Source organism: Pseudoponticoccus marisrubri (genome assembly GCF_001482405.1).
In the GTDB taxonomy this organism is placed as follows: domain Bacteria; phylum Pseudomonadota; class Alphaproteobacteria; order Rhodobacterales; family Rhodobacteraceae; genus Pseudoponticoccus; species Pseudoponticoccus marisrubri.
Genome location: NZ_LPXO01000008.1, coordinates 155,105 through 180,491, shown reverse-complemented (window position 1 = coordinate 180,491; position 25,387 = coordinate 155,105). Strand labels below are relative to the sequence as shown.

27 protein-coding genes, 1 tRNA gene and 1 pseudogene are annotated in these 25,387 nt (G+C 67.5%); 10 read left to right on the top strand and 19 right to left on the bottom strand.

Going from position 1 to position 25,387, the window contains the following annotated elements:
* Nucleotides 1-431: 431 nt before the first annotated feature.
* A pseudogene (locus AVJ23_RS22285) lies at nucleotides 432-1,262 on the bottom strand (IS3 family transposase); the annotation flags it as partial.
* A gap of 759 nt (nucleotides 1,263-2,021) precedes the next feature.
* Between AVJ23_RS22285 and AVJ23_RS14355 the strand changes: the two are divergent.
* A complete protein-coding gene (locus tag AVJ23_RS14355; protein ID WP_058862888.1) occupies nucleotides 2,022-2,390 on the top strand; it encodes a hypothetical protein in 369 nt (122 codons plus the stop codon).
* A gap of 154 nt (nucleotides 2,391-2,544) precedes the next feature.
* Here the strand turns inward: AVJ23_RS14355 and AVJ23_RS14350 are convergent.
* A tRNA-Leu gene (locus AVJ23_RS14350) sits at nucleotides 2,545-2,629 on the bottom strand.
* Between the two features lie 202 nt (nucleotides 2,630-2,831).
* Here AVJ23_RS14350 and AVJ23_RS14345 point away from each other — a divergent pair.
* Nucleotides 2,832-3,815 carry a complex I NDUFA9 subunit family protein gene (locus tag AVJ23_RS14345; protein WP_058862887.1) on the top strand — a complete coding sequence of 328 codons (984 nt, stop codon included), beginning with the start codon at nucleotides 2,832-2,834 and terminating at the stop codon, nucleotides 3,813-3,815.
* Nucleotides 3,816-3,924: 109 nt separating this feature from the next.
* Nucleotides 3,925-4,506: a VOC family protein gene (locus tag AVJ23_RS14340; RefSeq protein ID WP_058862904.1), complete on the top strand. Its 582-nt coding sequence runs from the start codon at nucleotides 3,925-3,927 to the stop codon at nucleotides 4,504-4,506.
* A 4-nt stretch (nucleotides 4,507-4,510) separates the two neighbouring features.
* On the opposite strand, the gene AVJ23_RS14335 is transcribed toward AVJ23_RS14340, so the two are convergent.
* The 4 genes from AVJ23_RS14335 to AVJ23_RS14320 form a co-directional block, all read right to left on the bottom strand.
* Entirely contained in the window at nucleotides 4,511-4,777 is a 267-nt protein-coding gene (locus AVJ23_RS14335) for a DUF6455 family protein (protein WP_058862886.1), read from the bottom strand.
* Nucleotides 4,774-5,085, bottom strand: a complete 312-nt coding sequence (locus AVJ23_RS14330) for a DUF6455 family protein (RefSeq protein WP_058862885.1) — start codon at nucleotides 5,083-5,085, stop codon at nucleotides 4,774-4,776. The genes AVJ23_RS14335 and AVJ23_RS14330 overlap by 4 nt, the downstream gene beginning before the upstream one ends.
* Nucleotides 5,086-5,089: 4 nt before the next feature.
* A complete protein-coding gene (locus tag AVJ23_RS14325; RefSeq protein ID WP_058862884.1) occupies nucleotides 5,090-5,347 on the bottom strand; it encodes a DUF6455 family protein in 258 nt (85 codons plus the stop codon).
* Between the two features lie 99 nt (nucleotides 5,348-5,446).
* Nucleotides 5,447-6,157, bottom strand: a complete 711-nt coding sequence (locus AVJ23_RS14320) for a M48 family metallopeptidase (protein WP_058862883.1) — start codon at nucleotides 6,155-6,157, stop codon at nucleotides 5,447-5,449.
* Nucleotides 6,158-6,287: 130 nt separating this feature from the next.
* Here AVJ23_RS14320 and AVJ23_RS14315 point away from each other — a divergent pair, with 130 nt between their 5' ends.
* The gene (locus AVJ23_RS14315; RefSeq protein ID WP_058862882.1) at nucleotides 6,288-6,518 is read left to right on the top strand and encodes a DUF8831 family protein; all 231 of its coding nucleotides are present in this window, start codon (nucleotides 6,288-6,290) and stop codon (nucleotides 6,516-6,518) included.
* Nucleotides 6,519-6,532: 14 nt separating this feature from the next.
* Here the strand turns inward: AVJ23_RS14315 and AVJ23_RS14310 are convergent, their stop codons facing one another.
* A complete protein-coding gene (locus tag AVJ23_RS14310; RefSeq protein WP_058862881.1) occupies nucleotides 6,533-6,790 on the bottom strand; it encodes a DUF167 domain-containing protein in 258 nt (85 codons plus the stop codon).
* Nucleotides 6,791-6,886: 96 nt separating this feature from the next.
* On the opposite strand from AVJ23_RS14310, the gene AVJ23_RS14305 reads away from it, so the two are divergent.
* Nucleotides 6,887-7,465, top strand: a complete 579-nt coding sequence (locus AVJ23_RS14305; protein ID WP_058862880.1) for a nitroreductase family protein — start codon at nucleotides 6,887-6,889, stop codon at nucleotides 7,463-7,465.
* Nucleotides 7,462-8,163, top strand: coding sequence for an EI24 domain-containing protein (locus AVJ23_RS14300; RefSeq protein WP_058862879.1), 702 nt, complete (start codon nucleotides 7,462-7,464; stop codon nucleotides 8,161-8,163). The genes AVJ23_RS14305 and AVJ23_RS14300 overlap by 4 nt, the downstream gene beginning before the upstream one ends.
* Before the next feature lie 63 nt (nucleotides 8,164-8,226).
* On the opposite strand, the gene AVJ23_RS14295 is transcribed toward AVJ23_RS14300, so the two are convergent.
* Nucleotides 8,227-8,517 carry a DUF1467 family protein gene (locus tag AVJ23_RS14295; RefSeq protein WP_058862878.1) on the bottom strand — a complete coding sequence of 97 codons (291 nt, stop codon included), beginning with the start codon at nucleotides 8,515-8,517 and terminating at the stop codon, nucleotides 8,227-8,229.
* A complete protein-coding gene (gene mce / locus AVJ23_RS14290; RefSeq protein WP_058862877.1) occupies nucleotides 8,517-8,921 on the bottom strand; it encodes a methylmalonyl-CoA epimerase in 405 nt (134 codons plus the stop codon). Before mce ends, AVJ23_RS14295 begins: the two co-directional genes overlap by 1 nt.
* Nucleotides 8,922-9,053: 132 nt before the next feature.
* Here mce and AVJ23_RS14285 point away from each other — a divergent pair, with 132 nt between their 5' ends.
* On the top strand, nucleotides 9,054-9,767 hold the full coding sequence (locus tag AVJ23_RS14285) for a response regulator (protein ID WP_058862876.1): 714 nt from the start codon (nucleotides 9,054-9,056) through the stop codon (nucleotides 9,765-9,767).
* Here AVJ23_RS14285 and AVJ23_RS14280 read toward each other — a convergent pair.
* Together AVJ23_RS14280 and AVJ23_RS14275 are read right to left on the bottom strand one after the other, a co-directional pair.
* A complete protein-coding gene (locus AVJ23_RS14280; protein ID WP_058862875.1) occupies nucleotides 9,764-10,978 on the bottom strand; it encodes a DUF1501 domain-containing protein in 1,215 nt (404 codons plus the stop codon). The two genes, AVJ23_RS14285 and AVJ23_RS14280, sit on opposite strands and share 4 nt — an antisense overlap.
* Before the next feature lie 3 nt (nucleotides 10,979-10,981).
* The gene (locus tag AVJ23_RS14275; protein WP_058862874.1) at nucleotides 10,982-12,367 is read right to left on the bottom strand and encodes a DUF1800 domain-containing protein; all 1,386 of its coding nucleotides are present in this window, start codon (nucleotides 12,365-12,367) and stop codon (nucleotides 10,982-10,984) included.
* Nucleotides 12,368-12,517: 150 nt separating this feature from the next.
* Here AVJ23_RS14275 and AVJ23_RS14270 point away from each other — a divergent pair, with 150 nt between their 5' ends.
* A complete protein-coding gene (locus AVJ23_RS14270; protein WP_058862873.1) occupies nucleotides 12,518-12,994 on the top strand; it encodes a hemerythrin domain-containing protein in 477 nt (158 codons plus the stop codon).
* Nucleotides 12,995-13,135: 141 nt separating this feature from the next.
* Here AVJ23_RS14270 and AVJ23_RS14265 read toward each other — a convergent pair whose 3' ends face one another.
* Genes AVJ23_RS14265 through aspS form a run of 3 tightly spaced genes read right to left on the bottom strand, consistent with a single transcriptional unit; the run spans nucleotide 13,136 to nucleotide 15,857 of the window.
* A complete protein-coding gene (locus AVJ23_RS14265) occupies nucleotides 13,136-13,642 on the bottom strand; it encodes a DUF1993 family protein (protein ID WP_058862872.1) in 507 nt (168 codons plus the stop codon).
* Between the two features lie 28 nt (nucleotides 13,643-13,670).
* On the bottom strand, nucleotides 13,671-14,072 hold the full coding sequence (locus tag AVJ23_RS14260) for an acyl-CoA thioesterase (protein ID WP_058862871.1): 402 nt from the start codon (nucleotides 14,070-14,072) through the stop codon (nucleotides 13,671-13,673).
* Nucleotides 14,073-14,075: 3 nt separating this feature from the next.
* The gene (aspS, locus tag AVJ23_RS14255) at nucleotides 14,076-15,857 is read right to left on the bottom strand and encodes an aspartate--tRNA ligase (RefSeq protein ID WP_058862870.1); all 1,782 of its coding nucleotides are present in this window, start codon (nucleotides 15,855-15,857) and stop codon (nucleotides 14,076-14,078) included.
* A 161-nt stretch (nucleotides 15,858-16,018) separates the two neighbouring features.
* Here aspS and AVJ23_RS14250 point away from each other — a divergent pair, with 161 nt between their 5' ends.
* The gene (locus AVJ23_RS14250; protein ID WP_058862903.1) at nucleotides 16,019-17,260 is read left to right on the top strand and encodes an SAM-dependent methyltransferase; all 1,242 of its coding nucleotides are present in this window, start codon (nucleotides 16,019-16,021) and stop codon (nucleotides 17,258-17,260) included.
* Nucleotides 17,261-17,476: 216 nt separating this feature from the next.
* Nucleotides 17,477-20,854, top strand: coding sequence for a carbamoyl-phosphate synthase large subunit (carB, locus tag AVJ23_RS14245; RefSeq protein WP_058862869.1), 3,378 nt, complete (start codon nucleotides 17,477-17,479; stop codon nucleotides 20,852-20,854).
* Between the two features lie 141 nt (nucleotides 20,855-20,995).
* On the opposite strand, the gene AVJ23_RS14240 is transcribed toward carB, so the two are convergent.
* The 5 genes from AVJ23_RS14240 to phnD all read right to left on the bottom strand — a co-directional run bounded on the left by AVJ23_RS14240 (nucleotide 20,996) and on the right by phnD (nucleotide 25,348).
* The gene (locus tag AVJ23_RS14240; RefSeq protein WP_084794593.1) at nucleotides 20,996-21,889 is read right to left on the bottom strand and encodes an HAD-IIA family hydrolase; all 894 of its coding nucleotides are present in this window, start codon (nucleotides 21,887-21,889) and stop codon (nucleotides 20,996-20,998) included.
* The gene (gene phnE, locus AVJ23_RS14235) at nucleotides 21,886-22,698 is read right to left on the bottom strand and encodes a phosphonate ABC transporter, permease protein PhnE (RefSeq protein ID WP_058862867.1); all 813 of its coding nucleotides are present in this window, start codon (nucleotides 22,696-22,698) and stop codon (nucleotides 21,886-21,888) included. The genes AVJ23_RS14240 and phnE (AVJ23_RS14235) overlap by 4 nt, the downstream gene beginning before the upstream one ends.
* Complete coding sequence (gene phnE / locus AVJ23_RS14230; protein WP_058862866.1) at nucleotides 22,695-23,501, bottom strand: phosphonate ABC transporter, permease protein PhnE; 807 nt, start codon at nucleotides 23,499-23,501, stop codon at nucleotides 22,695-22,697. The genes phnE (AVJ23_RS14235) and phnE (AVJ23_RS14230) overlap by 4 nt, the downstream gene beginning before the upstream one ends.
* On the bottom strand, nucleotides 23,498-24,319 hold the full coding sequence (gene phnC / locus AVJ23_RS14225; RefSeq protein ID WP_058862902.1) for a phosphonate ABC transporter ATP-binding protein: 822 nt from the start codon (nucleotides 24,317-24,319) through the stop codon (nucleotides 23,498-23,500). The genes phnE (AVJ23_RS14230) and phnC overlap by 4 nt, the downstream gene beginning before the upstream one ends.
* A gap of 78 nt (nucleotides 24,320-24,397) precedes the next feature.
* On the bottom strand, nucleotides 24,398-25,348 hold the full coding sequence (gene phnD / locus AVJ23_RS14220) for a phosphate/phosphite/phosphonate ABC transporter substrate-binding protein (RefSeq protein WP_058862865.1): 951 nt from the start codon (nucleotides 25,346-25,348) through the stop codon (nucleotides 24,398-24,400).
* Between the last annotated feature and the right edge of the window lie 39 nt (nucleotides 25,349-25,387).

The following is a 25,387-nucleotide window of genomic DNA, read 5'->3' as shown; positions in this document are numbered from 1 at the left end:
GGATTTCTGGCTCATCTTCGCTCCTTGGTGCCTGCGATGATCCAGAAATCCTCCGTTACGAAAACCTCAAATCTGTCCCACAGGTGCTGACGTCAGACACAAGATGGCGCGCACCGTACACGCCGTGGTCATGCACGGCGAACCCGATCGCCCCTTCTTCGAGGGGGTGAGCCCAGGCGGAAGGACCTCTCTCTGACATGAGCCGTGGAGGCAGCTTCCTGACCTCGTAGATAATGTTCGGGCCTTCTGCTTGGGATCTGGGATCTCGTGTTGAGGACGGTGAGGGCCGCCAGCGCGCGTCCCCTGTGTTTGCCATGGAAGAGATCATTTCTTGACGGCAGAGCCCGTCTGGGCAACCTAACAGGGTATCCGGGATACCGGACGCCCCATGACCTGCTGACCCAAGCGGCCAGAATTTCCCGACACAGGACGTTGTCGGACCGGATGAAGGCTGGCACACTGCGGAGAATGAACAAGTCGCTCAGCGCATCGATCACGTCCGTCGAGTTCAGCTTCCGCTTCACCTTTATCGCCAGACATTCCCGACTGTGCTCATCCAGGATGTTCAACGTCCGGAACGCCTTCCCGTCGTCCGTCCGGCACTGCACGAAGTCGTAGCTCCAGACGTGGTTCCGATGCTCTGGTCACAAGCGGACGCACGATCCGTCACTGAGCCAGAGCCGGCCTTTCCTCGGTTGCTTCATTGGCCCCTTGAGCCCCTCCCGTCGCCACAGCCGTTCGATGCGCTTGTCGTTGGCCTGCCAGCCCGCCTTTCTTGGCAGGGCTGCAATCCGGCGATAGCCGAAGCGCCCATACTGGGAAGCGAGCGCGATGATGTCCGCGGTCAGCGCGCTTCATCAGCCCGGCCCCTCGGCAACTTGCGCTGCATCGAGCGATGCGGCCGAGCACCCGGCACGCCAGACGCTCCGGGACGCCCAGCGCATGGCGGACGTGATCGATACAGGCATGACGACGGGCGGGGCTCAGACGTTTCCCCTCGCGGCTTCCGTCAGGATCAGCTTGTCCAACGTCAGGTCCGACACGGCCTTTCGCAGCCGTTCGTCCTCTTTCTGCAGCCGCTTGAGTTCTTTCAGTTGGTCGGTTCCCATCCCGCCATACTGCTTGCGCCAACGATAATAGGTCTGCTCGGCAATGCGCAGCTCGCGGATCGCATCAACGCGCGCCTTCCCTTGCCCGACAAGACCCTCAACTTGCCGCAGCTTCGTGACAATCTCTTCCGGCTTATGTCGCTTCGTAGCCATTTTGGTCCTCCGTTTTCCTAAACATAACGGCGGACCACTTCAGTGGGGGAGGATCACTCCATGCCTGCTTTTCTGGTTATACGGCCATCAATATCGGCGACTTCCTGAAGCTCGACCCACATAACTTTCGCGCCGCGATGATCGTTCTCAATTTTGCACTCTTCGAAGGCTGTGAACGGATCCTTAAGGATGGGGATATGGAATGGCTCCGGCGGAACTTCGAGTTCGTGAAACCATGGCGCAACAACCTCGCGGCGGTTCTCTATCTTTCCTCAATCCGACTGACCCCAGGGTCCTTTTCATTCGTGAAGCGGACCCTTTCTTTGTGAGGAGGGCCGGAGCGGATCATATAGCCACCGGCTACCTGCCAACACGTTGAGGAAGGTCCTCCGTCAACCCAAAAGACGTTCAAGGTCGGCGATGAACGGCCTCCTTGGAAGTTCGAGGCAAGCGCGTTCTGCAGAACGATCTGACACATGAATGAAGATCGCCATCTTTATATGGAGCCGCATCTTCTGGGTGAGACGCGGCTCCATATAGAGATGCCGTCTCGTCCGGAGAGGATCGCAATCCTTACCGGTACCTTCGAGAGCCCTGGATACGCGGATGCTGCTGCCGCGAGGGCTCTTCGAACAGGGGCGCCGTGCAATCCCGCATGGCTGCCCCGCACCGTCGTGGAGACTCCACACGGCGGTGTCTGACCGCGCCAGTTCAAGAAATCGTGGTATTCGCCACGAGCTGGTCGCGTGAGGTTCCAACATGAACCAACTTACACTCATTCCCACATTCGCAGCTCTTAGGTCCATAGTCCTGGATCGCCTTCTGGGCTACCTCGAAGATCACGGTGAAAGCCTCGATCACCTGATCCGTCAGGTCGGGGCGGACCCCGATGTCGCCGAGCGGGAAGCTCTTGAAGAGATCGCTGATCAGGTCCAGGCGACCAGAGATGCCCGAGCCCTCGTCGTGCGTCTGCGGACAATCATGGACGAGCTACTCTGCCAAATTGGCGAACCGCTCGCGGAGATCGAAGGAGCTTACTCCGGCCCAGAATTCGACAGGGCGCTATGCTGGCACGCTGCGCGCCTCGCCGACCTGGAGCGGGACATCAAGTTCGCATATCGGGTGTGACCTGCAGGGCCGATCATCGCTATGGAAGAAAGCTCCGCCTCGTCGGCATCCCTGTCGGCGAGGTGCGTGTGGGGCAATTTGTGGGGCAAATTCCGCCTGGGAACCTCTCAAAACCACAGAAAACCAATGAATTCTGGATTTCAGGATTGACGAATGGTGCCCAGGAGAGGACTCGAACCTCCACGACCGAAGTCACTGGTACCTGAAACCAGCGCGTCTACCAATTCCGCCACCTGGGCATCAGGAGCGTGAGACAGGCGTTTACTGATGGCTCGGGGGGGTGTCAATGCGGTATCGTCAGGAAATTCGCGCTCGCGGCAATCTTTTTCCCGACACCGCTCGTACCCCCGACCGGCGGGCCTGCGGCGAGCTTGCGTCTTGCCCCGCCCGACATGCGCCTGTATCCCGGGCGGGACACAAGGCGCAGCGGGAGAGACAGGCATGTCCAAACTCGTCACCATCTATGGCGGCTCGGGCTTTGTCGGGCGCTACATCGCCCGGCGCATGGCGAAACAGGGCTGGCGCGTGCGCGTGGCCTGCCGGCGGCCGAACGAGGCGATCTTCGTGCGCCCCTACGGCGTGGTGGGCCAGGTCGAACCGGTCTTCTGCAACATACGCGACGATGACAGCGTGCGCGCGGTGATGCGCGGCGCCGACGCGGTGGTGAACTGCGTGGGCACTTTCGACCGGGCCGGCAAGAACAATTTCGAGGCCGTCCAGACCGAGGGCGCGGGCCGCATCGCGCGGATCGCCGCCGAGGAAGGCGTGGCGCGCATGGTGCATCTCTCGGCCATCGGCGCCGATCCCGAGGGTGCCAGCCGCTATGCCCAGTCCAAGGGCAAGGGCGAAGAGGCGATCCTGGCGCATATGCCAGAGGCGGTCATCCTGCGCCCCTCGGTGATCTTCGGCAACGAGGACCAGTTCTTCAATCGTTTCGCCGGCATGGCGCGGCTGGGCCCGGTCCTGCCCGTGGTGGGCGGCAACACCCGGTTCCAGACGGTCTATGTCGATGACGTGGCGCGCGCCGCGGTCAAGGGCGTCCTGGGCGAGGCCGAGCCCGGCATCTACGAGTTGGGCGGGCCGGACGTGAACACGTTCCGCGAGCTGATGCAGATCATGCTGCGCGTCATCCGGCGCCGCCGCGGCATCGTGAACATCCCGTTCTGGGCCGCGCGCATCATGGGCGCGGTGTTCGATTTCGGCGAGACGGCGACGCTGGGTCTCGTGAAGGCGCAGATCACCGCCGACCAGGTCAAGAGCCTGCGCTCGGACAACGTGGTCAGCGGCGATCACAAGACCTTTGCCGATCTCGGGATCGAACCGGTGGCGGTCGAGGCGGTGCTGCCCGACTATCTGTGGCGCTTCCGCCCGTCGGGTCAGTACGACGCGATCAAGGAATCGGCCGAGAACCTGCGCACCAACTGACCGGGCGATGCCCCTTGGCCGCGCCGCGACGGGCGGGGCGGCCGAATCGCGTGCCGGTGCTATATGTGGGTCAGTCCACAGGCAGGAGACCGGCATGACCGACCCCGCGATTCGCAAGATCCAGACACAGGGTGTCCACCACATCACGCTGATCGGCGCCGATCGCCAGACCAGCCTCGATTTCTGGGAGGGCGTGCTGGGCATGCCCTTCATCTTCGACCAGCCCAATCTCGACGATCCCGACGAGGGGCATCTCTATTTCGATCCCGGCGACGGGCGGCTGATCACCATCTTCACCAACGAGACGCGCAAGCCAGATGGCAGCCCGGTGCCCGAGGCGACAGGCTCGCTGCACCATCTTGCGCTGAATGTCAGCCAGGCCAGTTTCTGGCAGGTGGCCGAGCGGCTGGAGGCGCGCGGCGTGCCGCATTCCGGGCCGGTCGACCGGGGCTTCATGGATTCGATCTATTTCCGCGATCCGCTGGGCCTGCGGCTGGAGCTGGCCTCCTACCGGTTCGAGCCGCCGGAGGGCTGCCGCCATGCCGACGTGATGATCGAGGCGCATCGCATCCGCGTGGCGCGTGGCGATCACCATATCGACCGCATTCACCTTGCCGACGCGATCGAGGCGCTGGTTCATCGCGGCCAGCAATCGCTGTCCGAGGATCGGGGCGCCAAGAACCCTTATTGACGGCTCAGTGCAGCGCGCGGGCCAGCCGCTGCAGGGTCTCGCCGTTGCAGCAGCCCGGCGGCGCGCTGGCCGACAGGTCGGTGCGCGCGGCCAGCCAGTGCTGGCAGGCCTCGACCAGCGGGCAGGCCCGGCAGCCGGTCACCATGTCGGCATAGGTGGCGGGCGCCAGTTGGCCCCGGTTCATCGCTTCGCTCAGGCTCAGCCCCATGACCCGCGCCACCGAGCGGGTCAGGAAGAAATGGTGCGCGGGATCGCCCAGCCGCTCGCTCATGATGTCTGCTCCCCGGCCTCCGGATCGAGCGCATCCTTGATCCGTTGCAGCCGCTCGCGGTTGACGCAGGGCGTCGGCAGGCCGCGGGGTTCGCCCTCGGCGGCATCGAGCCAGCGCCCGCACCCCTCGGTCCAGGTGCAGCCCCGGCAGCGCGTGACCACGCCGGCCCAATCCTCGGAGGACAGCATCCCGGCATCCCAGGCCCGCACGAGGTCCACCCCCGTGGCCTTGGCCATACGCTGCACCAGCCAGTAGTGATCGGTCTCGGGGCCCAGCATCGGCGGGCGCCCGGTGACGATATCCTTCATCGCCTCAGCCCCGGCTCAGCGTGTCGAACAGGTCCTGGTTGCGGCAATAGCCCGGCGTGCCCTGCGCGGGGCCGCTCTGCTCGGCCAGCCAGCTTTCGCAGGCATCGGGGCAGCTGCATCCGGTGCAGCGCAGCACCGCGTCTTCAAGATCCGAGACGGTCAGCCGCCCGCGCAGCATCTGCTCTTCAAGGTCCAGCCCCTGCGCTTGCGACATGCGGTCGACCAGCGCCGCGTGGCGTTTCAATGTGGCTTTGCTCTGCATCTCGCGTCTCCCGTGTCGCACCCGTGCCTGTCGATCAGGCTAGGGGCGTCGGGCGGCAGGCGCCTTGACTCAGATCAACGCAAGGTCAAGCGGGGTGGCTCAGAGCCCCGCCGCGGTGCGCCGCACGATCTCCAGCCGTGCCGCGTTGGGCGGGTGAGAGCCCAGAAACCGGTCTCCGGGATCGGGGATGCGCGCGAAGAAGGCCGCGCCGCGCACCGGGTCGTAACCCGCCCGGGCCGCGATGATCGTGCCCAATTGGTCGGCTTCCAGTTCGAACTCCTTCGAGAAGCTGCGCGCCCCCACCGCCGCGCCCAGCTGCTCGGCCGAGCGGATGCCGTCCTCATCCGCTCCGCTGATCGCCGCGATGCCGGAAAAGATCACCGCGCCCACCGTGGCGCTTTCGCGCGTCTTGCCCAGGTGGCCCTGGATATGATGCGCCGCCTCGTGACCCATGACAAAGGCCAGCTCGTCGGCATTGCGCGCCTGCGCGATCAGCCCGAGGTTGAAGGCCACCACGGGCCGGCCGAACCGGTCCTCGGTCTGGAAGGCGTTGGGCGGTTGGCCGGGCCGGTCATCCACCACGATCTGGAAATCGCAATTCACGCCCGTGGTGCGCGCCCGGCATTCCCGTTCGGCCACCGGCTCCACCGTCTCGACCACCTCGACGAAGGTCCGCGCGGCACGGTTGGCCTCCTGCCGCAGGGCGGCGTCGCGGGGGCTTTCCAGGGTCGCGGGCCCGGTCGGGCCGGGGGCCGGCACCTGTGCACAGGCCGACAGAAGCAATATCAGAAGGGGAAGAAAGCGCACCATGCTCGGGAATCCATTCACCTGCCTCGACAGGATCATAGGCCGGAACGACGCGCCCGGCCAGCTTCGGGCGATCACGTGCCGGTGTCGGGAATCGGTTTCACCCCCGGGCCGCGACCGCTAGTGTCGCGACATGTTCACCATCGAGCACGAATTCGACGCCACGGTCGTCACGCTTGTCGACGAGGGATCCACGCCCCTGCAGGAGGACGTGGTCATCAATTCCTTCGAGGAATGCATCACGGTCGAGCAATACGACGCCCGCACCGACAGCATGCAGAAGATCACCCTCTCGATCGCCCAGATGCGCGATCTGGTGGCCGCGGTGAACCTGCCCGAGGGGCTCTATCGCCGCGAGGAGTGAGCGCGCCGGCGCCGCTACAGCTCGATCCGGAAGCACTTGTCACGCGACGTGTGGCCGCGCACCAACACCAGCCGCGACTTGGCCAGCCCCATTGCCTGCGCCAGCAGCGCCTGCACCGCGGCATTGGCCTTGCCCTTGTCGGGCGGCGCGGTGACCTGCGCGCGCAGCACTTCACCCTCCATCTGCAACGCGGTGCGCCGTGCCTTGGGCGTCACGCGCACCTGCAGCAGCGCGCCATCTTGGACAAGGTGGGACAGGTCGGGCAGGGTCATGCCGCCGGCTAGCAGCCCGGGCCGGGCGGCGCAACTTTGGCGGTTGAATCCGGCCGCTGCCGGGCTGACATAGGTCAGGACGCGACAGGAGAGACCATGCCCGATCCGAACCCCCACGCCCTCGACTTCCTTCTGACCCGCCGCTCGCGCCCGGCCAAGACCCTGTCCGCCCCGGGCCCCGATGCCCAGCGGCTGCGCACTCTGCTGACCGCCGCCGCACGCAGCCCCGATCACGGCAAGCTGGAGCCGTGGCGCTTCGTGGTGCTGCAGGGCGCGGCGCTGCAGCGTCTGGCCCGCGCGGCCGAGGACTGCGGCGCGCGGCTGGGCAAGGAAGAGGCCGATTGCGCCAAGGCGGCCGGGGCCTTTGCCAACAGCCCGCTCTGCGTCGCCGTGATCGAGGTGCAGAAGCCCTCGGACAAGATCCCCGCGATCGAGCAGAGCTATTCCGCCGGCGCCGTCTGTCTTGCGCTGCTGAATGCCGCGCTGGCCGATGGCTGGGGCGCGAACTGGCTGTCGGGCTGGGCCTCGCATGACCGGGGATTCCTCGCCGATGCGCTGGGTCTGGCGCCCAACGAGTCCGTGGCCGGCTTCGTCCATATCGGGACCGAAACCAGCGCCCCGCCAGAGCGTCCGCGCCCGGATCTCGACGCGATCACGACCTGGGTGTCGGAATGATCGCCGACGCGCTGCTCAAGGCGCTTGGCCAGATGGGCGATCCGCGCTTCCGCGGCGTGCTGCTGCGCGGCGTCGGGCTGGCGCTTCTGCTGCTTTTCGCGGTGAACGCGCTGTTCGTCTGGGGTGTCGGCTGGCTGGTCGGAGACGAGATCACCTTGCCCTGGATCGGCACCATCGCCTGGCTCGACACCGCGCTCAGCTGGGCGGCGCTGCCGGTGATGCTGGTGCTGTCGGTTTTCCTGATGGTGCCGGTGGCCTCGGCGATCACCTCGCTCTTTCTCGACGACGTGGCGCAGGCGGTCGAGGACCGGCATTACCCGCATCTGGGCCCCGCCCAGCCGGTCAGCCTTGCCGACGGGCTGCGCGACACGGCCGGCTTTCTGGGCACGCTGATCGCGGCCAACCTCGTGGCGCTGGTGCTCTACCTGTTCCTCGTGCCTTTCGCCCCGTTCATCTTCTGGGGCCTGAACGGCTTTCTTCTGGGGCGGGAATATTTCACGCTGGCCGCGATGCGCCGCGTCGGACGGGCCGAGGCCGCGCGGCTGCGCAAGCGTCACCTCGTGACGATCTGGGCGGCCGGCGTGCTGATGGCGATCCCGCTCTCGGTGCCGATCCTGAACCTCGTGATCCCGGTGATCGGCGCGGCGAGCTTCACCCACATCTTCCACCGCCTGACCAGCCAGCCCGCCCCGCGCTGAGCGCGGGCCTGTCCGAAATGCCGGAAATCCTGCCCGAATTGTCCATTTCGGGCAGGGCGCGGCTCAGCCGCCCGTGGCGGGCGGCGACATGCGGTTCCACATCCAGCCATCCACGTCGCGCACCGTGATCAGCCCCGACACGATGACGCCCGCGACGATGGCCCAGATCACCAGCGCGACGCCGGTGGTGATCCAGGCCTTGCGCTTGAGGTTGTGGATCTCGGGGCTGCCCGCATGGGTGCCAGGCACGACCTCGCCCAGGTCGCCCTGCGTCTTCAGGCGGATCGGGATCACGCAGAGGAAGGTCATGAACCAGATCACTGCGTAAAGCACGATGGCCGAGGTAATGCCCATCAGACCTGCTCCAGTTCCACGAGGCAGCCGTTGAAATCCTTGGGATGCAGGAAGAGCACCGGCTTGCCATGCGCGCCGATCTTGGGCTCGCCCGTGCCCAGCACCCGCGCGCCGCTCTCCTTCAGGTGGTCGCGCGCGGCAAGGATGTCCTCGACCTCGTAGCAGACATGGTGAATGCCGCCGGCGGGGTTCTTGTCGAGGAACCCCTTGATCGGGCTGTCCTCGCCCAGCGGGTAGAGCAGTTCGATCTTGGTGTTGGGCAATTCGATGAACACCACGGTCACGCCGTGATCGGGTTCGTCCTGCGGGGCGCCCACCTTGGCCCCGAGGGCCGAGCGGTACTGCTCCGAGGCCGCCTCGAGATCGGGGACGGCGATGGCGACATGGTTCAGGCGGCCGATCATGACAATCTCCTCTTGCGCTTTGCCATGGTTATGGCGCGGGCGGGACAGTGCGGCAAGCACCCGCGACGCTTAACCGCTTGTTCACCGTGTCGCGGCAATCTGGAGCCCGACTCGGAAACGGAAGGGGATGACATGGACGACACGGATCTGGCCGCGCATCTGCGGCCCACGGCGACACGGCCGCTCTTGGGGCTGACCATCCTCGTGGTCGAGGACAGCCGCTATTCCTGCGACGCGATGCGGCTTCTGTGCCTGCGCTCGGGCGCGCGCATCCGGCGGGCGGACTGCCTGAAATCGGCGCGCCGCCACCTGCAGGTCTACCGCCCCAGCGCGGTGATCATCGATCTCGGCCTGCCTGACGGTTCGGGGGCCGATCTGATCTCGGAGCTGGCACAAGCCTGCCCGCGGGTCGACGCGATCCTCGGCACCAGCGGCGACAGTTTCGCGCAGGAGGTGGCGCTGGCCGCCGGGGCGGACGGGTTCCTCGACAAGCCGGTCTCTTCCGTCGTGCAGTTCCAGAACGTGATCCTGGGCGCGCTGCCGGCCGAGCGGCGCCCCAAGGGCCCGCGGCTGGTCAGCGATGACCCGGTCTGCCCCGATCCGCTGGCCTTTCGCGACGACATGGCCCACGCGGCCGACGTGCTGGACGACCGGGAGGATGACCGCGCCATGGCCTATGTCGGGCAATTCCTTTCGGGCGTGGCACGCAGCGCCGGCGACCACGTGCTGCAACAGGCGGCCGATGACCTGACCGATGCGCGCCGCGCCGGCCGTCCGGTCCAGTCCAACCTCGCCCGGCTGGCGGCACTGGTGCAGGATCGCCTGACCGACCGCGTCGCGATCTAGAGCAGCAGCCCCGGGTCGCGGCCCATCTCGAGCCCGGGGAAGACCACCCGCTCGATCGTGGCCCGGTCGATCCCGTAGAGCCCTCGGATCAGCCAGCCCAGATGCGCGCGCAGGTCGCGGGTGGGGCGCAGGTCGCGCCGGTCATAGAGGTCGGCCTCGGCCAGTCCCGGCCAGTCGGTCACCACCCGGCCGCCACGGATCGCGCCGCCGGCCAGCAGCATGGCACCCCCCGTGCCGTGATCCGTCCCGCCCGAGCCGTTCAGCCGCACGGTGCGGCCGAACTCGGTGACGGCGACGACCGCGGTATGCCGCCAGACCGGGCCGCCCAGCCCGTCACGCAGTGCAGTGATCGTCTCGGCCAGCACCCCCAGCGCACGGTTCAGCCCGCGGGCCTGGTTGGCATGCGTGTCCCAACCGTTGAGCGAGAAGCTGGCGATGCGCGCCTCCTCGCGCAGCCGGTCCGCGGCGAACCCGGCCAGCCTCGCATGATGGCCCCCGCCGCGCGCGGCGGTCATGTCCTGCATCATCGCGTCCATCATCGCCGCTTCGCCGCCGGGCACGGCCACCGCGTCGCCATCGCCATCGGCCAGCCGCAAAGCGGCCTGCAGCGCTGCCGCCATGGCGGGGTCGTCCTGCATCACCCGCCCGGCCAGCCGGATCGCCTGCGGGCTGAGCGCAAGGTCGCTCTCGGGCGCCCAGCGTTGCACCTCGGCCGCGCCGCCCAGGATGGCGAGCGGATCGTGCCCCACGGCATAGGCGGTCTGCGCCGTGGCCCCCGGCAGGCTCTGCACCAGCCGGTTCAGCCAGCCATCCCGCGGCAGGCCGCGCCTCGGGTCGCCGCCGCCCGCCTCCAGAAGGTCCTGCCCGTCGAAATGGCTGCGCTTGTCGCGATACGGGGTCGAGACCGCGTGCACCACCCCCAGTTGCCCCGCCTGCCAGAGCGGCGCCAGCCCGCCCAGCGCGCCGGCCAGCGCATAACCGCCGCCAAGATCCAGATCGGTCTCGAAATCGGGCGCCGGGCGCAGCGCGGCAAAACCCGGATCGCCATGGGGCATCACCGTGGCCAGCCCGTCCATCCCCCCGCGCAGCAGGATGACGACCAGCCGCCCCTCGCCGGGCGCGGCGGCAAAGCTCATCGGCGTGACCAGCGGGCTCGCGGCCAGCGAACAGCCCAGCGCGGCAGAGCGGGTCAGGAAGGCGCGGCGGTCCATGGCTCACATCCTCTGGAAAGCGGGCGAGATCAGCACCATGCCGATCCCGTCGGCGCGGCTCTCGGCGGCGCGGGCGGCAAAGCGCACCGCCTCCGGCACGTCGGGGCCCAGCGCCGTGGTAACGAAGTCGCGCGGATCGGGCAGGTCGGGCAGCAGGATGCGCGGCATGGCCACCGCCCATTGCAGCCGCGCCGCCATGCCCTGCGGCGTGATCCAGGCGCTGTCGGCCTCGGCCAGCCCGTCCGGGCCGTCGGGTTTCTGCCAGACATGGCCCATCAGCCGCAGCGGATCCGCCAGGCGCAGGCGCAAGGCGCGCTCGGACTGGCCCAGCAGCGCCTCGGGCGGCACGACCAGCGCCCGGCAGGCCGAGGCGATGAAGTGGAACGGCTGCTTCACATTGGGCCGCGCCCGGTCCCACGCCGCCGGATGCGCCAGCAGGGCGGCATAGACGGCGCGAAGTTCGCCGCCACTGTCGCGATAGGCCTGCTCCAGCGCCGCAACCAGCGACGGCTCCGGCCGGTCCGAGACGAAATGCGTGGCCAGCTTGCGCGCGACATGTCGCGCCGTGGCCGGGTGCCGGGCAAGATCGCGTAGCACCGCCTCGATATCGCGTAGATGCGGGGTGCCGCCGCCATAGCTCACGCCCAGCACGGTCTCGGCCCCCGGTTCGGCCATGTCCTTGCGGAACTGCCGCCCGACATTGAAATGCAGCGTCAGCCCGGACATAAGCTCGGCCAGCTGGCGCACATCGGCCTGCGTATAGGGCCCGTCCACCCCCAGCGTGTGCAGCTCGAGGATCTCGCGCGCGAGGTTCTCGTTCAGCCCGAACACGCCCGGCCGCCGTTGCGCCCGCGCCGAGCCGGGCCCGGCCGAGCGTTGCTGATCGAGGTAATGCACCATCAGCGGATGGGTGACCGCGGCGATCAGCAGATCCTCGAACCGGCCCGACAGGTTCGGGCGGATCGCCTCCTCGATGTAGGGAGAGGTGGCGCGCCGGATCAGCCCGGCCTTGCCCGTGGCGGTGAAGTGATCGGCCCAGAACCCCTCCAGCCGCTCGCGGAACGGGGTCGGGCTGTAGACCCGGCGCAGCACATGCGCGGCCAGCCATTGCAGGTTATCCTGCCGCGCCGCCTTGTTCAGCAACCGGATCTCCTTGCGCGCGGCCTCGCCCATTGCGCTGCCGCGATTGTCGCGCAGGATCTTCTGCCAGTCGCGCCGCGTGCGCATGCGCGACAGGAACGTTGCGAAGCGCTCGATGGGGAACCGCGCCGCCATGACGTCGGGCGCTTCCAGCCCGGCCAGCAGCGCCGCACCGTCGGCGGGCGGCGCCACCAGGGGCGAGAGCCCGCAGCCAAAGCGGGTCTCTGCAAGAATGGGATCGAACCGCATGGCGCCTTCCGATGATCGCGACCACCCCGATCATACAGCCGACTGGGGTGTGGGACAGGGGCCAATGCGCATAGTCCGTACCCAACACGTCCGGTTGCGCGGAACGATGCCGAGCCTCGCGCGTTTGCGCCTCGCACAAGGGAGATACGCATGCCTGACATATATTCCGCCATCAAGGCCGACCACGACACGCATCGCAAGCTGATGGCCACGATCGCCGATACCAGCGGCGCATCCGAGACCCGCAAGCGCGCCTGGGCACAGTTCTACGAGGACGTGAAAAGCCACGCCGCCGCCGAGGAAGAGACCTTCTATTCCAAGCTCATCTCCAAGACCTGGGGCCAGGACGCCGCGCGCCACTCGGTGCACGAACACCAACAGCTCGACGACCTGATGGAAGAGCTCAACAACACGGACATGTCCTCGCCCGGCTGGCTGCAGAAATTCCACACACTGCAGCACGATTACGACCACCACATGGAGGAAGAAGAGGACGAGGTCTTCGCCCGCGCCCGCGAGGTCATCCCCGAAGACGAGATCGACGGCTACGGCCAGCGCTTCTCCGACCGCAAGGACAAGGAGCGCGACCTGATCGAGAAGAAGCTGCAGGACAGCCTCGAAGACTGAACCCTTACCGCAAGTCTGGCCGTGCGTGCCTCGGCAAACCGGCACGGCCAGTGCCTGCCCCCGTCCATACGACGGGCAACCCGTGTCACCAAGTCGGGCCCGGCTCTTTCATCTTTCCAAAAATACTCACGGCGTAACGGCTCAGAAGCGGAAGCCGGGAGGATAGTCGTGCAGGGCGTCGAAATCGCTCTTTCCGATATCGAGGCCGCCCTGGCGCAGCACGGCAAAGCCCATGGACAGGTGGAACATGAAGTTGGGCATCGCGAAGAGGTGCAGGTAGTCCGATCCGCTCTGTATCAGCTCGGCAAAGCCGGCGCGGTGCGGGATCTCGCGGATCTCGGCGCCTTCGAAATCGGCGGGGTCCAGCGCGTCCAGCGTGTCGCGGGCAAAGCGCAGCCGGCCCATCAGCCCCTCGTGATCCATCGCAGCGGCGGGAAACTCGGGGACGGGCTGGCCGACCAGCGGCAGTGTGCCGCGCAGGCTGAACCCGGCGGCGCTGGCGAATTGCTGGGCGGCGTGGAACATGTCCGGCGCCAGCCGCGCCTCGAGCAGGTCGGGCCGGCCGTGGCAGGCATGCACGAGGATGCGCGCCCGGTCAAGATAGTGCAGGAAGACCGGCACGGAGGCGGTGTAGAGCGGCGGGGTCATCAGTCTCTCCCAAGGATCAGCGTGGCGGTCACTCCTCGGGCAGGGCCCGCTTGTTGCCGGCCTCGTCCAGCGCGACGAAGTAGAAATCCGCCGCCGTGACCTGCGCGCTCTCATCGGTGAAGCGCTTGCGGGCCCAGGCCTCGACCGCGATCCGCATCGAGGTGCGCCCGCGCGAGACCAGCCGCGCAAACAGCGTGACCTCGTCGCCCACCTTGACCGGTTCGTGGAACTTCATCCCCTCGACCGCCACGGTGGCGGCGCGCCCGCGCGACACGCGCCCGGCCACGTTGCCGGCAGCAAGGTCCATCTGGCTCATCAGCCAACCGCCGAAGATGTCGCCCGCCGGGTTGGTGTCGGCGGGCATGGCGATGGTGCGGATGGCAAGGATCGTGCCGTCCTCGGGGTCGATGACGGGGCGCGTCTCGTCCATGCCCTAGTCCTGCGGGATGACGCGCAGAGACAGCTCCATCAGCTGGTCGCTGGAGGGCTCGGAGGGCGCGTTCATCATCAGGTCCTCGGCGCGCTGGTTCATCGGGAACATGATGACCTCGCGGATGTTCATCTCGTCGGCCAGCAGCATCACGATCCGGTCGATCCCGGCCGCGCAGCCGCCATGCGGCGGGGCGCCGTAATGGAAGGCGTTGAACAGCGCGCCGAAGCGGCTCTTGACCTCGTCCTCGCCGTAGCCGGCGATCTCGAAGGCCTTCAGCATGACCTCGGGCTTGTGGTTGCGGATCGCGCCCGAGACGATCTCGTAGCCGTTGCAGGCTAGGTCGTACTGGAAGCCCTTCACGTCGAGCGGGTTGCCCTCGAGCGCCTCCATGCCCCCTTGCGGCATGGAGAAGGGGTTGTGCTCGAAATCGATCTCGCCGCTTTCCTCGTCCTGTTCGTAGATCGGGAAATCGACGATCCAGGCAAAGGCGAAGCGGTCCTTTTCGGTCAGGCCCAGTTCCTCGCCGATCACGTCGCGCGCCTTGCCCGCCACGCGTTCGAAGGCCTGCGGCTTGCCGCCCAGGAAGAAGGCCGCGTCGCCGACGCCAAGGCCCAGCTGCTGGCGGATCGCCTCGGTGCGCTCGGGGCCGATATTCTTGGCCAGCGGGCCGGCGGCTTCCATCTCGTCGCCCTTCGCGCGCCAGAAGATGTAGCCCATGCCCGGCAGGCCCTCTTTCTGGGCAAAGGCGTTCATGCGGTCGCAAAACTTGCGGCTGCCGCCAGTGGGGGCGGGGATGGCGCGGATCTGGGTGCCGTCCTGCTCCAGCAGCTTGGCGAAGATGGCAAAGCCCGAGCCGCGGAAATGCTCGGAGACGTCCTGCATCTCGATCGGGTTGCGCAGGTCCGGCTTGTCGGTGCCGTATTTCAGCGCCGCCTCGGCATAGGGGATCTGCGGCCAGTCGGCCGGCGCGTCGACGCGGGCGCCCTGCCCGTATTCCTCGAACACGCCCGCGATCACCGGGGCGATCGTGTCGAACACGTCCTGCTGGGTGACGAAGGACATCTCCATGTCGAGCTGGTAGAAATCCGTGGGCGAGCGGTCGGCGCGCGGATCCTCGTCGCGGAAGCAGGGTGCGATCTGGAAATACTTGTCGAAGCCCGAGACCATGATCAGCTGCTTGAACTGCTGCGGCGCCTGCGGCAGCGCGTAGAACCGGCCCGGATGCAGGCGCGAGGGCACGAGGAAGTCGCGCGCCCCCTCGGGGCTGGAGGCGGTGATGATCGGGGTCTGGTACTCGCGGAAGCCGCTGTCCCACATGCGGCGACGCAGGCTGGCCACCACGTCCGAGCGCAGCGTCATGTTGCGCTGCATCGCCTCGCGCCGCAGGTCTAGATAGCGGTAGCGCAGGCGCGTCTCCTCGGGGTATTCCTGGTCACCGAAGACGATCAGCGGCAGTTCCTGCGCCGCGCCCAGCACCTCCATGTCGCGGATGAAGACCTCGATCTCGCCGGTGGGCAGGCGCGGGTTCACGAGGCTTTCGTCGCGGGCCTTCACCACGCCGTCGATGCGGATGCACCATTCCGAACGGACGCGCTCGACCTCGGCGAAGACCGGGCTGTCGGGATCGCAGAGCACCTGCGTGACGCCGTAATGGTCGCGCAGGTCGATGAACAGGACGCCGCCATGGTCGCGGATGCGGTGCACCCAGCCCGACAGGCGGACGGTGGCGCCGACGTCGGTCTTGGTCAGGTCGGCACAGGTATGGCTGCGATAGGCGTGCATGATCGGTCCCTTTTCCGGACGGGTGTCGGATGTTGAGCGCCGATACACGCGGAAGGGCGCGGGAAGTCAAGTCGCAGGCCCGGATTTGGTGCGAATCTGCTGTGCTGGTAAACTCTGGCTGACGAATGAGTGAAGGGCACGTCAGTCACGGAGGTATGGCCATGTCCGAAACGCTGTTCCGTTCCATGTTGCGACGGATGATCCGCTGGGGGCGGCTGACCGTCCATCTGCCCTCGGGGACGCGGGAGAGCTTTGGCCCCGGCGGGGCGGACGCGCCCGAGGCGACCGTGACGATCCACGAAGCCCGCGCCGTGCGCCGGCTCTTGCAGCGCCCGGCGCTGGCGCTGGGCGAGTGCTATACCGACGGCACGCTGAGCGTCGGGGATGACCGGCTGACCGACCTGCTGCAGATCCTGATCCGGGCGCAGAATTCCGGTGGCATGCCGGCCTGGTACCGGATCCCGCGGGCGGTGCAGACCCGGTTGATGTGGGCGATCCAGCGCAACACGCCGCTGACCGCACGGCGCAACGTGGCGCATCATTACGACATCTCGGACGATCTCTACCGGCTCTTCCTCGATGCCGACATGCAGTATTCCTGCGCCTACTGGAGCCGGCCCGGCATGACGCTGGACGCGGCGCAGGAGGCCAAGAAGGCGCATATCGCGCGCAAGCTGCTGATCGCGCCCGACATGCGGGTGCTGGATATCGGCTGCGGCTGGGGCGGCATGGCGCTGACCCTGGCGCGCGATTACGGCGCGCGGGTCACCGGGGTGACGCTGTCGCGCAACCAGCTGGCCACGGCGCGCGCGCGCGTCGCCGAGGCGGGGCTGGAGGACCGGATCGACCTGCGCCTGCAGGATTACCGCAAGCTGGACGAGCCCTTCGACCGGATCGTCAGCGTCGGCATGCTGGAGCATGTGGGCAGCCCGCAATTCCAGACCTATTTCGACAAGGTTAACGCGCTGCTGGCGCCGGACGGGGTGGCGCTGATCCATTCCATCGTGAAATCCGGCCCGCCGCGGCCGAACAATGCCTGGTTCGACAAGTACATCTTTCCGGGCAGCTACGCGCCCTCGGCCTCGGAGATCTACCGTGCGATCGAGCGGGCCGGGCTCTACCAATGCGATGACGAGGCGCTGCGGCTTCATTACAGCCATACGCTGCGCGCCTGGCGCGACCGGCTGGAGGCCCGCGCCGAGGAGGTGGTCGCGATGTTCGACGCGGCCTTCCTGCGCATGTGGCGCTTCTACCTTGCCTCGGTCGAGATGTCCTTTGCCATGGGGCACCTGCATGTCCAGCAATGGCAACTGGCCCATGACATGGTGCAGGTGCCGATCACGCGCGACTACCTTTATGCGCCCGAAGCGGCGGAGCGCCCGCGCGAGATGGCCGCGGAATGATCCCCGGCCGCGCGCCATGTGGCGCGGCTCGGACGCCTCCGGCGGGAGTATTTGGCGGAAAGATGAAAGGCCGGACGGGCCGTGCGCGCGATGAGCGGCGGGCCGGCCCGGATGAGGTCTTGAAGCCGGCACGCGCATCTCTATAAACCGCAACAATTTGCGGGCCGGGACGAGTCCCCGCCCCGTCTTGTCATGCCGTCTCGAAGAGGTCCGCCCATGCCCAAACGTACCGATATCTCCTCGATCATGATCATCGGCGCCGGGCCCATCATCATCGGGCAGGCCTGCGAGTTCGACTATTCCGGGGCCCAGGCCTGCAAGGCCCTGCGCGAAGAGGGCTACCGGGTGATCCTGGTGAACTCGAACCCGGCGACGATCATGACCGATCCCGGGCTGGCCGATGCCACCTATATCGAGCCGATCACCCCCGAGGTGGTGGCGCGGATCATCGAGAAGGAGCGCCCCGACGCGCTGCTGCCCACCATGGGCGGGCAGACCGGGCTGAACACCTCGCTCAAGCTGGAAGAAATGGGCGTGCTGCAGAAATACGGGGTCGAGATGATCGGCGCCAAGCGCGAGGCCATCGAGATGGCCGAGGACCGCGCGCTGTTCCGCGAGGCGATGGACCGGATCGGGCTGGAGAATCCCAAGGCGACCATCGTGACCGCGCCGGAACGCCCGGATGGCAAGCGCGACCTGGAGGCCGGCGTGGCCCGCGCGCTGGAGACGCTGGACTATGTCGGCCTGCCCGCCATCATCCGCCCCGCCTACACGCTGGGCGGCACCGGCGGCGGCGTGGCCTATAACCGCGAGGATTACATCCATTACTGCCGCTCGGGCATGGATGCCTCGCCCGTGGGGCAGATCCTTGTCGACGAGAGCCTGCTGGGCTGGAAGGAATTCGAGATGGAGGTGGTCCGCGACCGCGCGGACAATGCCATCATCGTCTGCTCGATCGAGAACGTGGACCCGATGGGCGTGCACACGGGCGATTCGATCACCGTGGCGCCGGCGCTGACGCTGACCGACAAGGAATACCAGATGATGCGCAACGGCTCGATCGCCGTGCTGCGCGAGATCGGGGTCGAGACCGGCGGGTCGAACGTGCAATGGGCCGTGAACCCGGACAACGGCCGCATGGTGGTGATCGAGATGAACCCGCGGGTCAGCCGCTCCTCGGCGCTGGCCTCCAAGGCGACGGGTTTCCCGATCGCCAAGATCGCCGCCAAGCTGGCGGTGGGCTACACGCTGGACGAGCTGGACAACGACATCACCAAGGTGACGCCGGCCAGCTTCGAGCCGACGATCGACTATGTCGTCACCAAGATCCCGAAATTCGCCTTCGAGAAGTTCCCCGGTTCGCAGCCGAACCTGACCACGGCGATGAAATCGGTGGGCGAGGCCATGGCCATCGGCCGCACCATCCACGAGAGCCTGCAGAAGGCGCTGGGCTCGATGGAGCAGGGGCTGACCGGCTTCGACGAGATCGCCATCCCCGGCGTGACCGCCGCGGCCGAGACCGCCGCCGGCGATGCCGCGCTGTCCGAGAGCGACCGGGTCGCCATCGTCAAGGCGCTGTCCGAGGCGACGCCGGACCGCATGCGCACCATTGCGCAGGCCATGCGCCACGGTCTGGACAATGACGAGATCCACGCCGTGACCATGTTCGACCCCTGGTTCCTCGACCGCATCCGCGAGATCATCGAGGCCGAGGCCCGCATCCGCCGCGAGGGGCTGCCGCAGGAGGCCGGCGCGCTGCGCGACCTCAAGATGATGGGCTTCACCGATGCCCGGCTCGCCCGGCTGACCGGGTTTTCCGAGCGGGATGTGCGCCGCCGCCGCACCGGGCTGGGCGTCACCGCCGTCTTCAAGCGTATCGACACCTGCGCGGCCGAGTTCGAGGCCCAGACCCCGTACATGTATTCCACCTACGAGACCCCGGTCTTCGACGAGGCGGAATGCGAGGCGCGCCCTTCGGACCGCAAGAAGGTGATCATCTTGGGCGGCGGGCCGAACCGGATCGGGCAGGGGATCGAGTTCGACTATTGCTGTTGCCATGCCTGCTTCGCGCTGACCGGCGCGGGCTACGAGACCATCATGGTCAACTGCAACCCCGAGACCGTCTCGACCGATTACGACACCTCGGACCGGCTGTATTTCGAGCCGCTGACCTTCGAGCACGTGATGGAGATCCTGCGCGTCGAGCAGGAGAAGGGCACGCTGCACGGCGTGATCGTGCAGTTCGGCGGCCAGACGCCGCTGAAGCTGGCCCGCGCGCTCGAGGCCGAGGGCATCCCGATCCTCGGCACCACGCCCGACGCGATCGACCTGGCCGAGGACCGCGAGCGGTTCCAGGCGCTGGTCAACCAGCTGGGGCTGCGCCAGCCACGCAACGGCATTGCCTCGACCGAGGCGCAGGCCATCGCCATCGCCGAGCAGATCGGCTTTCCGCTGGTGATCCGCCCCTCCTACGTGCTGGGCGGCCGCGCCATGGAGATCGTGCGCGACATGGCCGGGCTGGAGCGCTACATGGCCGAGGCGGTGGTCGTCTCGGGCGACAGCCCCGTGCTGCTGGACAGCTACCTCGCCGGCGCGGTCGAGCTGGACGTCGACGCGCTCTGCGACGGCGAGGCGGTGCATGTGGCGGGCATCATGCAGCATATCGAGGAGGCCGGCGTGCATTCGGGCGACAGCGCCTGTTCGCTGCCGCCCTATTCTCTGGACGAAGGCACCATCGCCGAGATCAAGCGCCAGACCGAGGCGCTCGCCCGGGCGCTGCACGTGGTGGGCCTGATGAACGTGCAGTTCGCGGTCAAGGATGGCGAGATCTACCTGATCGAGGTGAACCCCCGCGCCAGCCGCACCGTGCCCTTCGTCGCCAAGGCCACCGACAGCGCCATCGCCTCGATCGCCGCGCGCGTCATGGCGGGCGAGCCGCTCTCTGCCTTCCCCCTGCGCGAGGGCTATCCGGCCGAGACCGATTACGACAGCGACCTGCCGATGGCCGATCCGATGACGCTGGCCGATCCGGACATGCCGTGGTTCTCGGTCAAGGAGGCGGTGCTGCCCTTCGCCCGCTTCCCCGGTGTCGACACGCTGCTCGGCCCCGAGATGCGCTCGACCGGCGAGGTCATGGGCTGGGACCGCTCCTTCCCGCGGGCCTTCCTCAAGGCGCAGATGGGCGCCGGCACCCATCTGCCCGAGGCGGGCGCGGTGTTCTTCTCGATCAAGGACGAGGACAAGACCGACCAGTTGGCCGAGACCGCGCGGATCCTGACCGGGCTGGGCTTCACCATCGTCGCCACGCGCGGCACGGCGGCGTTCCTCGACGCCCACGGCATCGCCTGCGAGACGGTCAAGAAGGTCTATGAAGGCCGGCCCAACATCGTCGACGTGATGAAGGATGGCGGCATCCAGCTGGTGATGAACACGACCGAGGGCGCCGCCGCGGTCGAGGACAGCCGCGAGATCCGCTCGGTCGCGCTCTATGACAAGATCCCCTATTTCACCACCGCCGCCGCCGCCCACGCCGCCGCCCAGGCCATCCGCGCCCGGCAAGAGGGCGAACTGGTGGTGAAATCCCTGCAGGGGTAGCGCACGGGCCGGATGGCCTCTCGCCTTGAATGCGTGAACAGGGGCAGGGCGGGTGTCATGCCCTCCCTGCGGCTGGCCGACCGATTTCGCGCCGGAGCCGCCTGCGCGGCGCCACGGCCGTGATCGCCAGCGTGAGCCGCTTCAGGGCCGGTCCAGCCAGATATCCGGGAAGATCCCCGCCGCCTGCATCGCGGCGCGGGCGTCAGTGCCGTCGAAGAAGCCGTGCCCGGTGACCAGCGCCGAGGCGATGCCGGCGGTCTGGGCGCCCAGCACGTCGGTGTGCAGGCTGTCGCCCACCATCACCACGCGCGACCGGTCGACCGGGCCCAGCCGGGCAAAGGCGAGGTCGTAGATATTGGCGAAGGGCTTGCCGAAGAAGAGCGGCGTGATGCCCGTGGCATTTGCGAGGCGATGGGCGAAATAGCCGGGCTCGATCGAGAAGCCTGTCTCGCGCGGGGCGACGATGTCGGGATTGCCCACATGGACCGGCCGCGGCCGGGCGCGCAGCGCGTCTTCGAGCAGGGCCTGCCGGGGTTCGGTCCAGGCGGCCGAGCCCAGCATCAGAAACCCCTCGACCCGGTCATAGGCGTCCGGATCCTCGGCGAGGAAGGTGATGTCGATCCCCTCGAGATCCTCGGTGCCGAAACGCTCGGTCGCCATCAGGCCCCAGCGTCGGGCCGGCGCGTCCCGCAGCGCGGCCAGCAGGGTTGCGCGGCTGGAGATCACGTCGGCCGGATCGAAGGCATAGCCGAGCCGCGCGTAGCGCGCCATCAGCATGGCATGCGGATAGCCCGCCGCATTGGTCACGACGAGGCACCGCTTGCCGCGGGCCTGCAGCCCGGCGATGCGCTCGACCACGCCGGGGATCGCGGCCTCGCCGATATTCAGCACGCCGAAGGCATCCAGCAGGAAGACGTCGAACCGGTCGGCGATGTCCTCCAGCGTCTGAACAGGTTCGGCCACGCCGCCGCCCCGGGCGGGCGGCAGCCGGTGACGGACCGCCTCGTAGGCGGCGAACGCCTCGGCCGGGGTCATATGATCGCCCGCCGGACCTTGGCCGAGACCCATTCGCTGACCACCACCGTGCCGAGGATCAGCAGCAGGATCACCGTCACCTGCGGCCAGGCCAGCACGTTCAGCGAGGCCTGCAGCTTCAGGCCGATGCCCCCGGCTCCGACCAGCCCGAGGATGGTGCTTTCGCGGATGTTGATGTCCCAGCGGAAGACCGAGATGCCCCAGAAGGCGGGCATGATCTGCGGCACGATGCCGTAATTCAGCACCTGCGTCGCGCTGGCGCCGGTTGCCTCGATCGCCTCGATCTGCTTGGCGTCGGTCTCCTCGATCGCTTCGTAGAGCAGCTTGCCCACGAAGCCGATCGAGCGCAGCGCAATGGCCACGATGCCGGCCAGGATGCCCGGCCCGATGATGGCCACCAGCAGCAGCGCCCAGATCAGCGAGTTGATCGAGCGCGAGGCCACGATGATGAACAGGGCCACGGGCCGCAGGAACCGCGCCGAGGGCGTGGTGTTGCGCGCCGCGAGGAAGGCCACGGGCACCGCCATGATGACGCCGGCAATCGTGCCCAGCGTGGCGATGTTGAGCGTGTCCCAGAGCGGCACCATGAGCTCGGGCAGGTAGGACAGCCGGGGCGGCATCATGCGCGACCCGATATCCGCGGCCTGGCGCGGCGCGTCCCAGACGAAGGCCCAGATCGTGTTCTCGGTCATCAGCTGCCAGCACCAGAGGAACAGCGCCACCAGCGCCACCCACCCGGTCCACAGCGCCAGGCGCGCCCGCGGGGTGCGGTGCGCCCAGGTCTGGCTGTAATGCGAAATCTCGGTCATTGCAGGAACTTCCGGAGGTAGCTGGAGCCGTATTCGGCAATCATCACGATGCCGATGATGATCAGCAGGATGGCCCCCGCGCTGTCATATTCGTAACGGTCGATGGCGGTGTTCAGCGTCGCGCCGATGCCACCGGCACCGACAATGCCGATCACCGCGCTTTCGCGGAAATTGATGTCGAGCCGGTAGAGCGACAGCCCGATCAGCCGCGGCATGACCTGCGGCTGCACGGCGTAGTTGACCAGCTGCCACCACGAGGCGCCGGTGGCGCGGATCGCCTCGGCCTGGGCCTCGTCGATTTCCTCGATGTCATCGGCCAGCAGCTTGGCGAGAAAGCCGATCGTGGCGAAGCTGAGCGTCAGGAAGCCGGCGAAGGGGCCAAAGCCGAACATCGCCACGAGGAAGATCGCGATGATGATCTCCTGCAGCGCGCGGCTGACCGCGATGATCGAGCGACAGACATAGTAGAGCCAGGCGGGCGCGAGGTTGCGGGCCGCGCCGATGCCGATCGGCACCGAGATCAGCACCCCCACCACGGTGGAGGTCAGCGTCATGGTCAGGCTTTCGACCAGCCCGCGCGAGATGTCGCCCCAGCGGCTGGTGAAGTCGGGCTGCAGGAAGCCCATGATGAAGCGTTGCCCGCGTTCGAGCCCGACCGAGACGCGCTGCCAGTCCACCTCGACCGAGCCCAGGGCCAGCACGAGATAGGCGAGGATGCCCAGCTGCAGCGCAATGCGCCAGCGCCGGTCGGTGACGATCTGCGGCGGGCGCCGCCAGGTGGTGGGATACTCTTGCGTGCTCATTGGGCCAGCGCCGCCATGCGGTCCCGCGCGTCGGCCTCGGCGGCGGACTGCTCCTCGTCGCCGCGGCGCATGGCGTCCCAGTCCTCGGCGCCATAGATCGTGGTCAGCACGTTCTCGGTCAGCTCGCGCGGGGTGCCGTCGAACACCACCTCGCCGGCGCGCAGCCCGATGATGCGCTGCATGAATTGCTGCGCCAGCGGCACGTCGTGGATGTTCACGATGGCCGGCAAGTCGCGTTCGGCGCAGATCTCGGTCAGAAGCCGCATGATCTGGCGCGAGGTCTTGGGGTCGAGGCTGGCGGTCGGCTCATCGACCAGCAGCAGCTCCGGCTCCTGCGCCAGCGCCCGCGCGATGCCGACCCGCTGGCGCTGGCCGCCCGACAGCGCGTCGGCGCGCTTGTCGGCCTGGTGCATCAGCCCCACGCGGTCGAGCAGGCGAAAGGCCTGCTGCACGTCGCGCCCGGGATAGCGGCGCAGGAAGCTGCGCCAGAACGGCACGTAGCCCAGGCGCCCGGACAGGACGTTCTCCATCACCGTCAGGCGCTCGACCAGGGCGTATTCCTGGAAGATCATCCCGATGCGGCGGCGCTGGCGCCGCAGCTCGGTCTTGCCCAGCCGGGCGAGGTCGACATCGCCCAGCAGCACCTTGCCGGCAGAGGGCTCCACCAGCCGGTTGATGCAGCGGATCAGGGTGGACTTGCCTGCGCCCGAGGGACCGATCAGGCCCACGATCTGTCCTTTCGGAATGGTCAGCGTCACGTCGCTCAGCGCCGCGTCGCCGGTCTTGTACGTCTTGGATAGACCCTCGAGCTTCAGCATCTCCACCTCTCAAACAGGAACGGGATGCGAGGGACCGTCCGCCCCCCGCACCCCGCAGGTTCAGGTCGTTCAGTTAGGTCAGTTGCACTCGTAGACGACGCCGTTGGCCTCGTCGATGGTGCGGATGACCGACCAGTCGTCCTGGAAGGTGATCTCGATGAACTGGTCCTCGCCGTTGCGGCCGAATTCCTCGGCCAGCGCGGTGCCTTCCCACTCGTAGCTGAAGAACGCCTCGCGGATCTTGTCCTGCAGCTCGGGGGTCAGGTTGTAGACCGTGCCGTAGCCCGTGGTGGGGAAGGTCTGCGAGGTGTAGACCGTGACCAGCTGGTCCTCGGTCACCACTTCGCGGTCCAGCATGCGGCCCTTGACCGAGTTGGCGATCGAGGCGGCGGTGTAGTCCTTGTTGGCCACGCCCAGGATCGAGCTGTCATGCGCGCCCGAGAAGGTCGCTTCGAAATCGCTGCCCGCTTCCATGCCGAACTCGGCCTTGAGGATCGCCGAGGGCGCCTTGAAGCCCGAGTTGGAGGTCTCGGAGGTGAAGGCGAGCGTCTCGCCCTTCAGGTCCTCGACGCTTTCGATGCCCGAGCCGGGATAGGTGATGATCTCCATCTCGTAGCCGAACGATCCGTCCTCGGCCGCCATCATGGCAAAGGGGCGGAAGCCGGCGCAGGCCACGGCCAGCGGGTTCGAGCCGGTGTTGAAGCCTGCGACGTGCAGGCGCCCGGCGCGCATCGCCTCGATCTGGGCGGCGTTGGACTGGACGGGGAAGAACTGCACGTTCTTGCCGGTCACCTCGGACATGTGATCCAGGAACCCCTGCCACACCTCGGCATAGACGGCCGGATCCTCGACGGGCGTGTAGGCGAAGATCAGCGTCGACGGGTCGATCAGCTCGGATTCGTCGGTCGGGATGTCGGCGATCAGGTCGCCGTCATTGTCGACGTAGCGATCGCCCAGCTGGAATTCGGCCGAGGCCTGCGACGCCATGGCGAGGATGGCGACGGCGGTGAGTGTGGTGAGCGTTTTCATGTCATTCCCTGTTTTCAGTCACGTTCATGCATGCCGGCT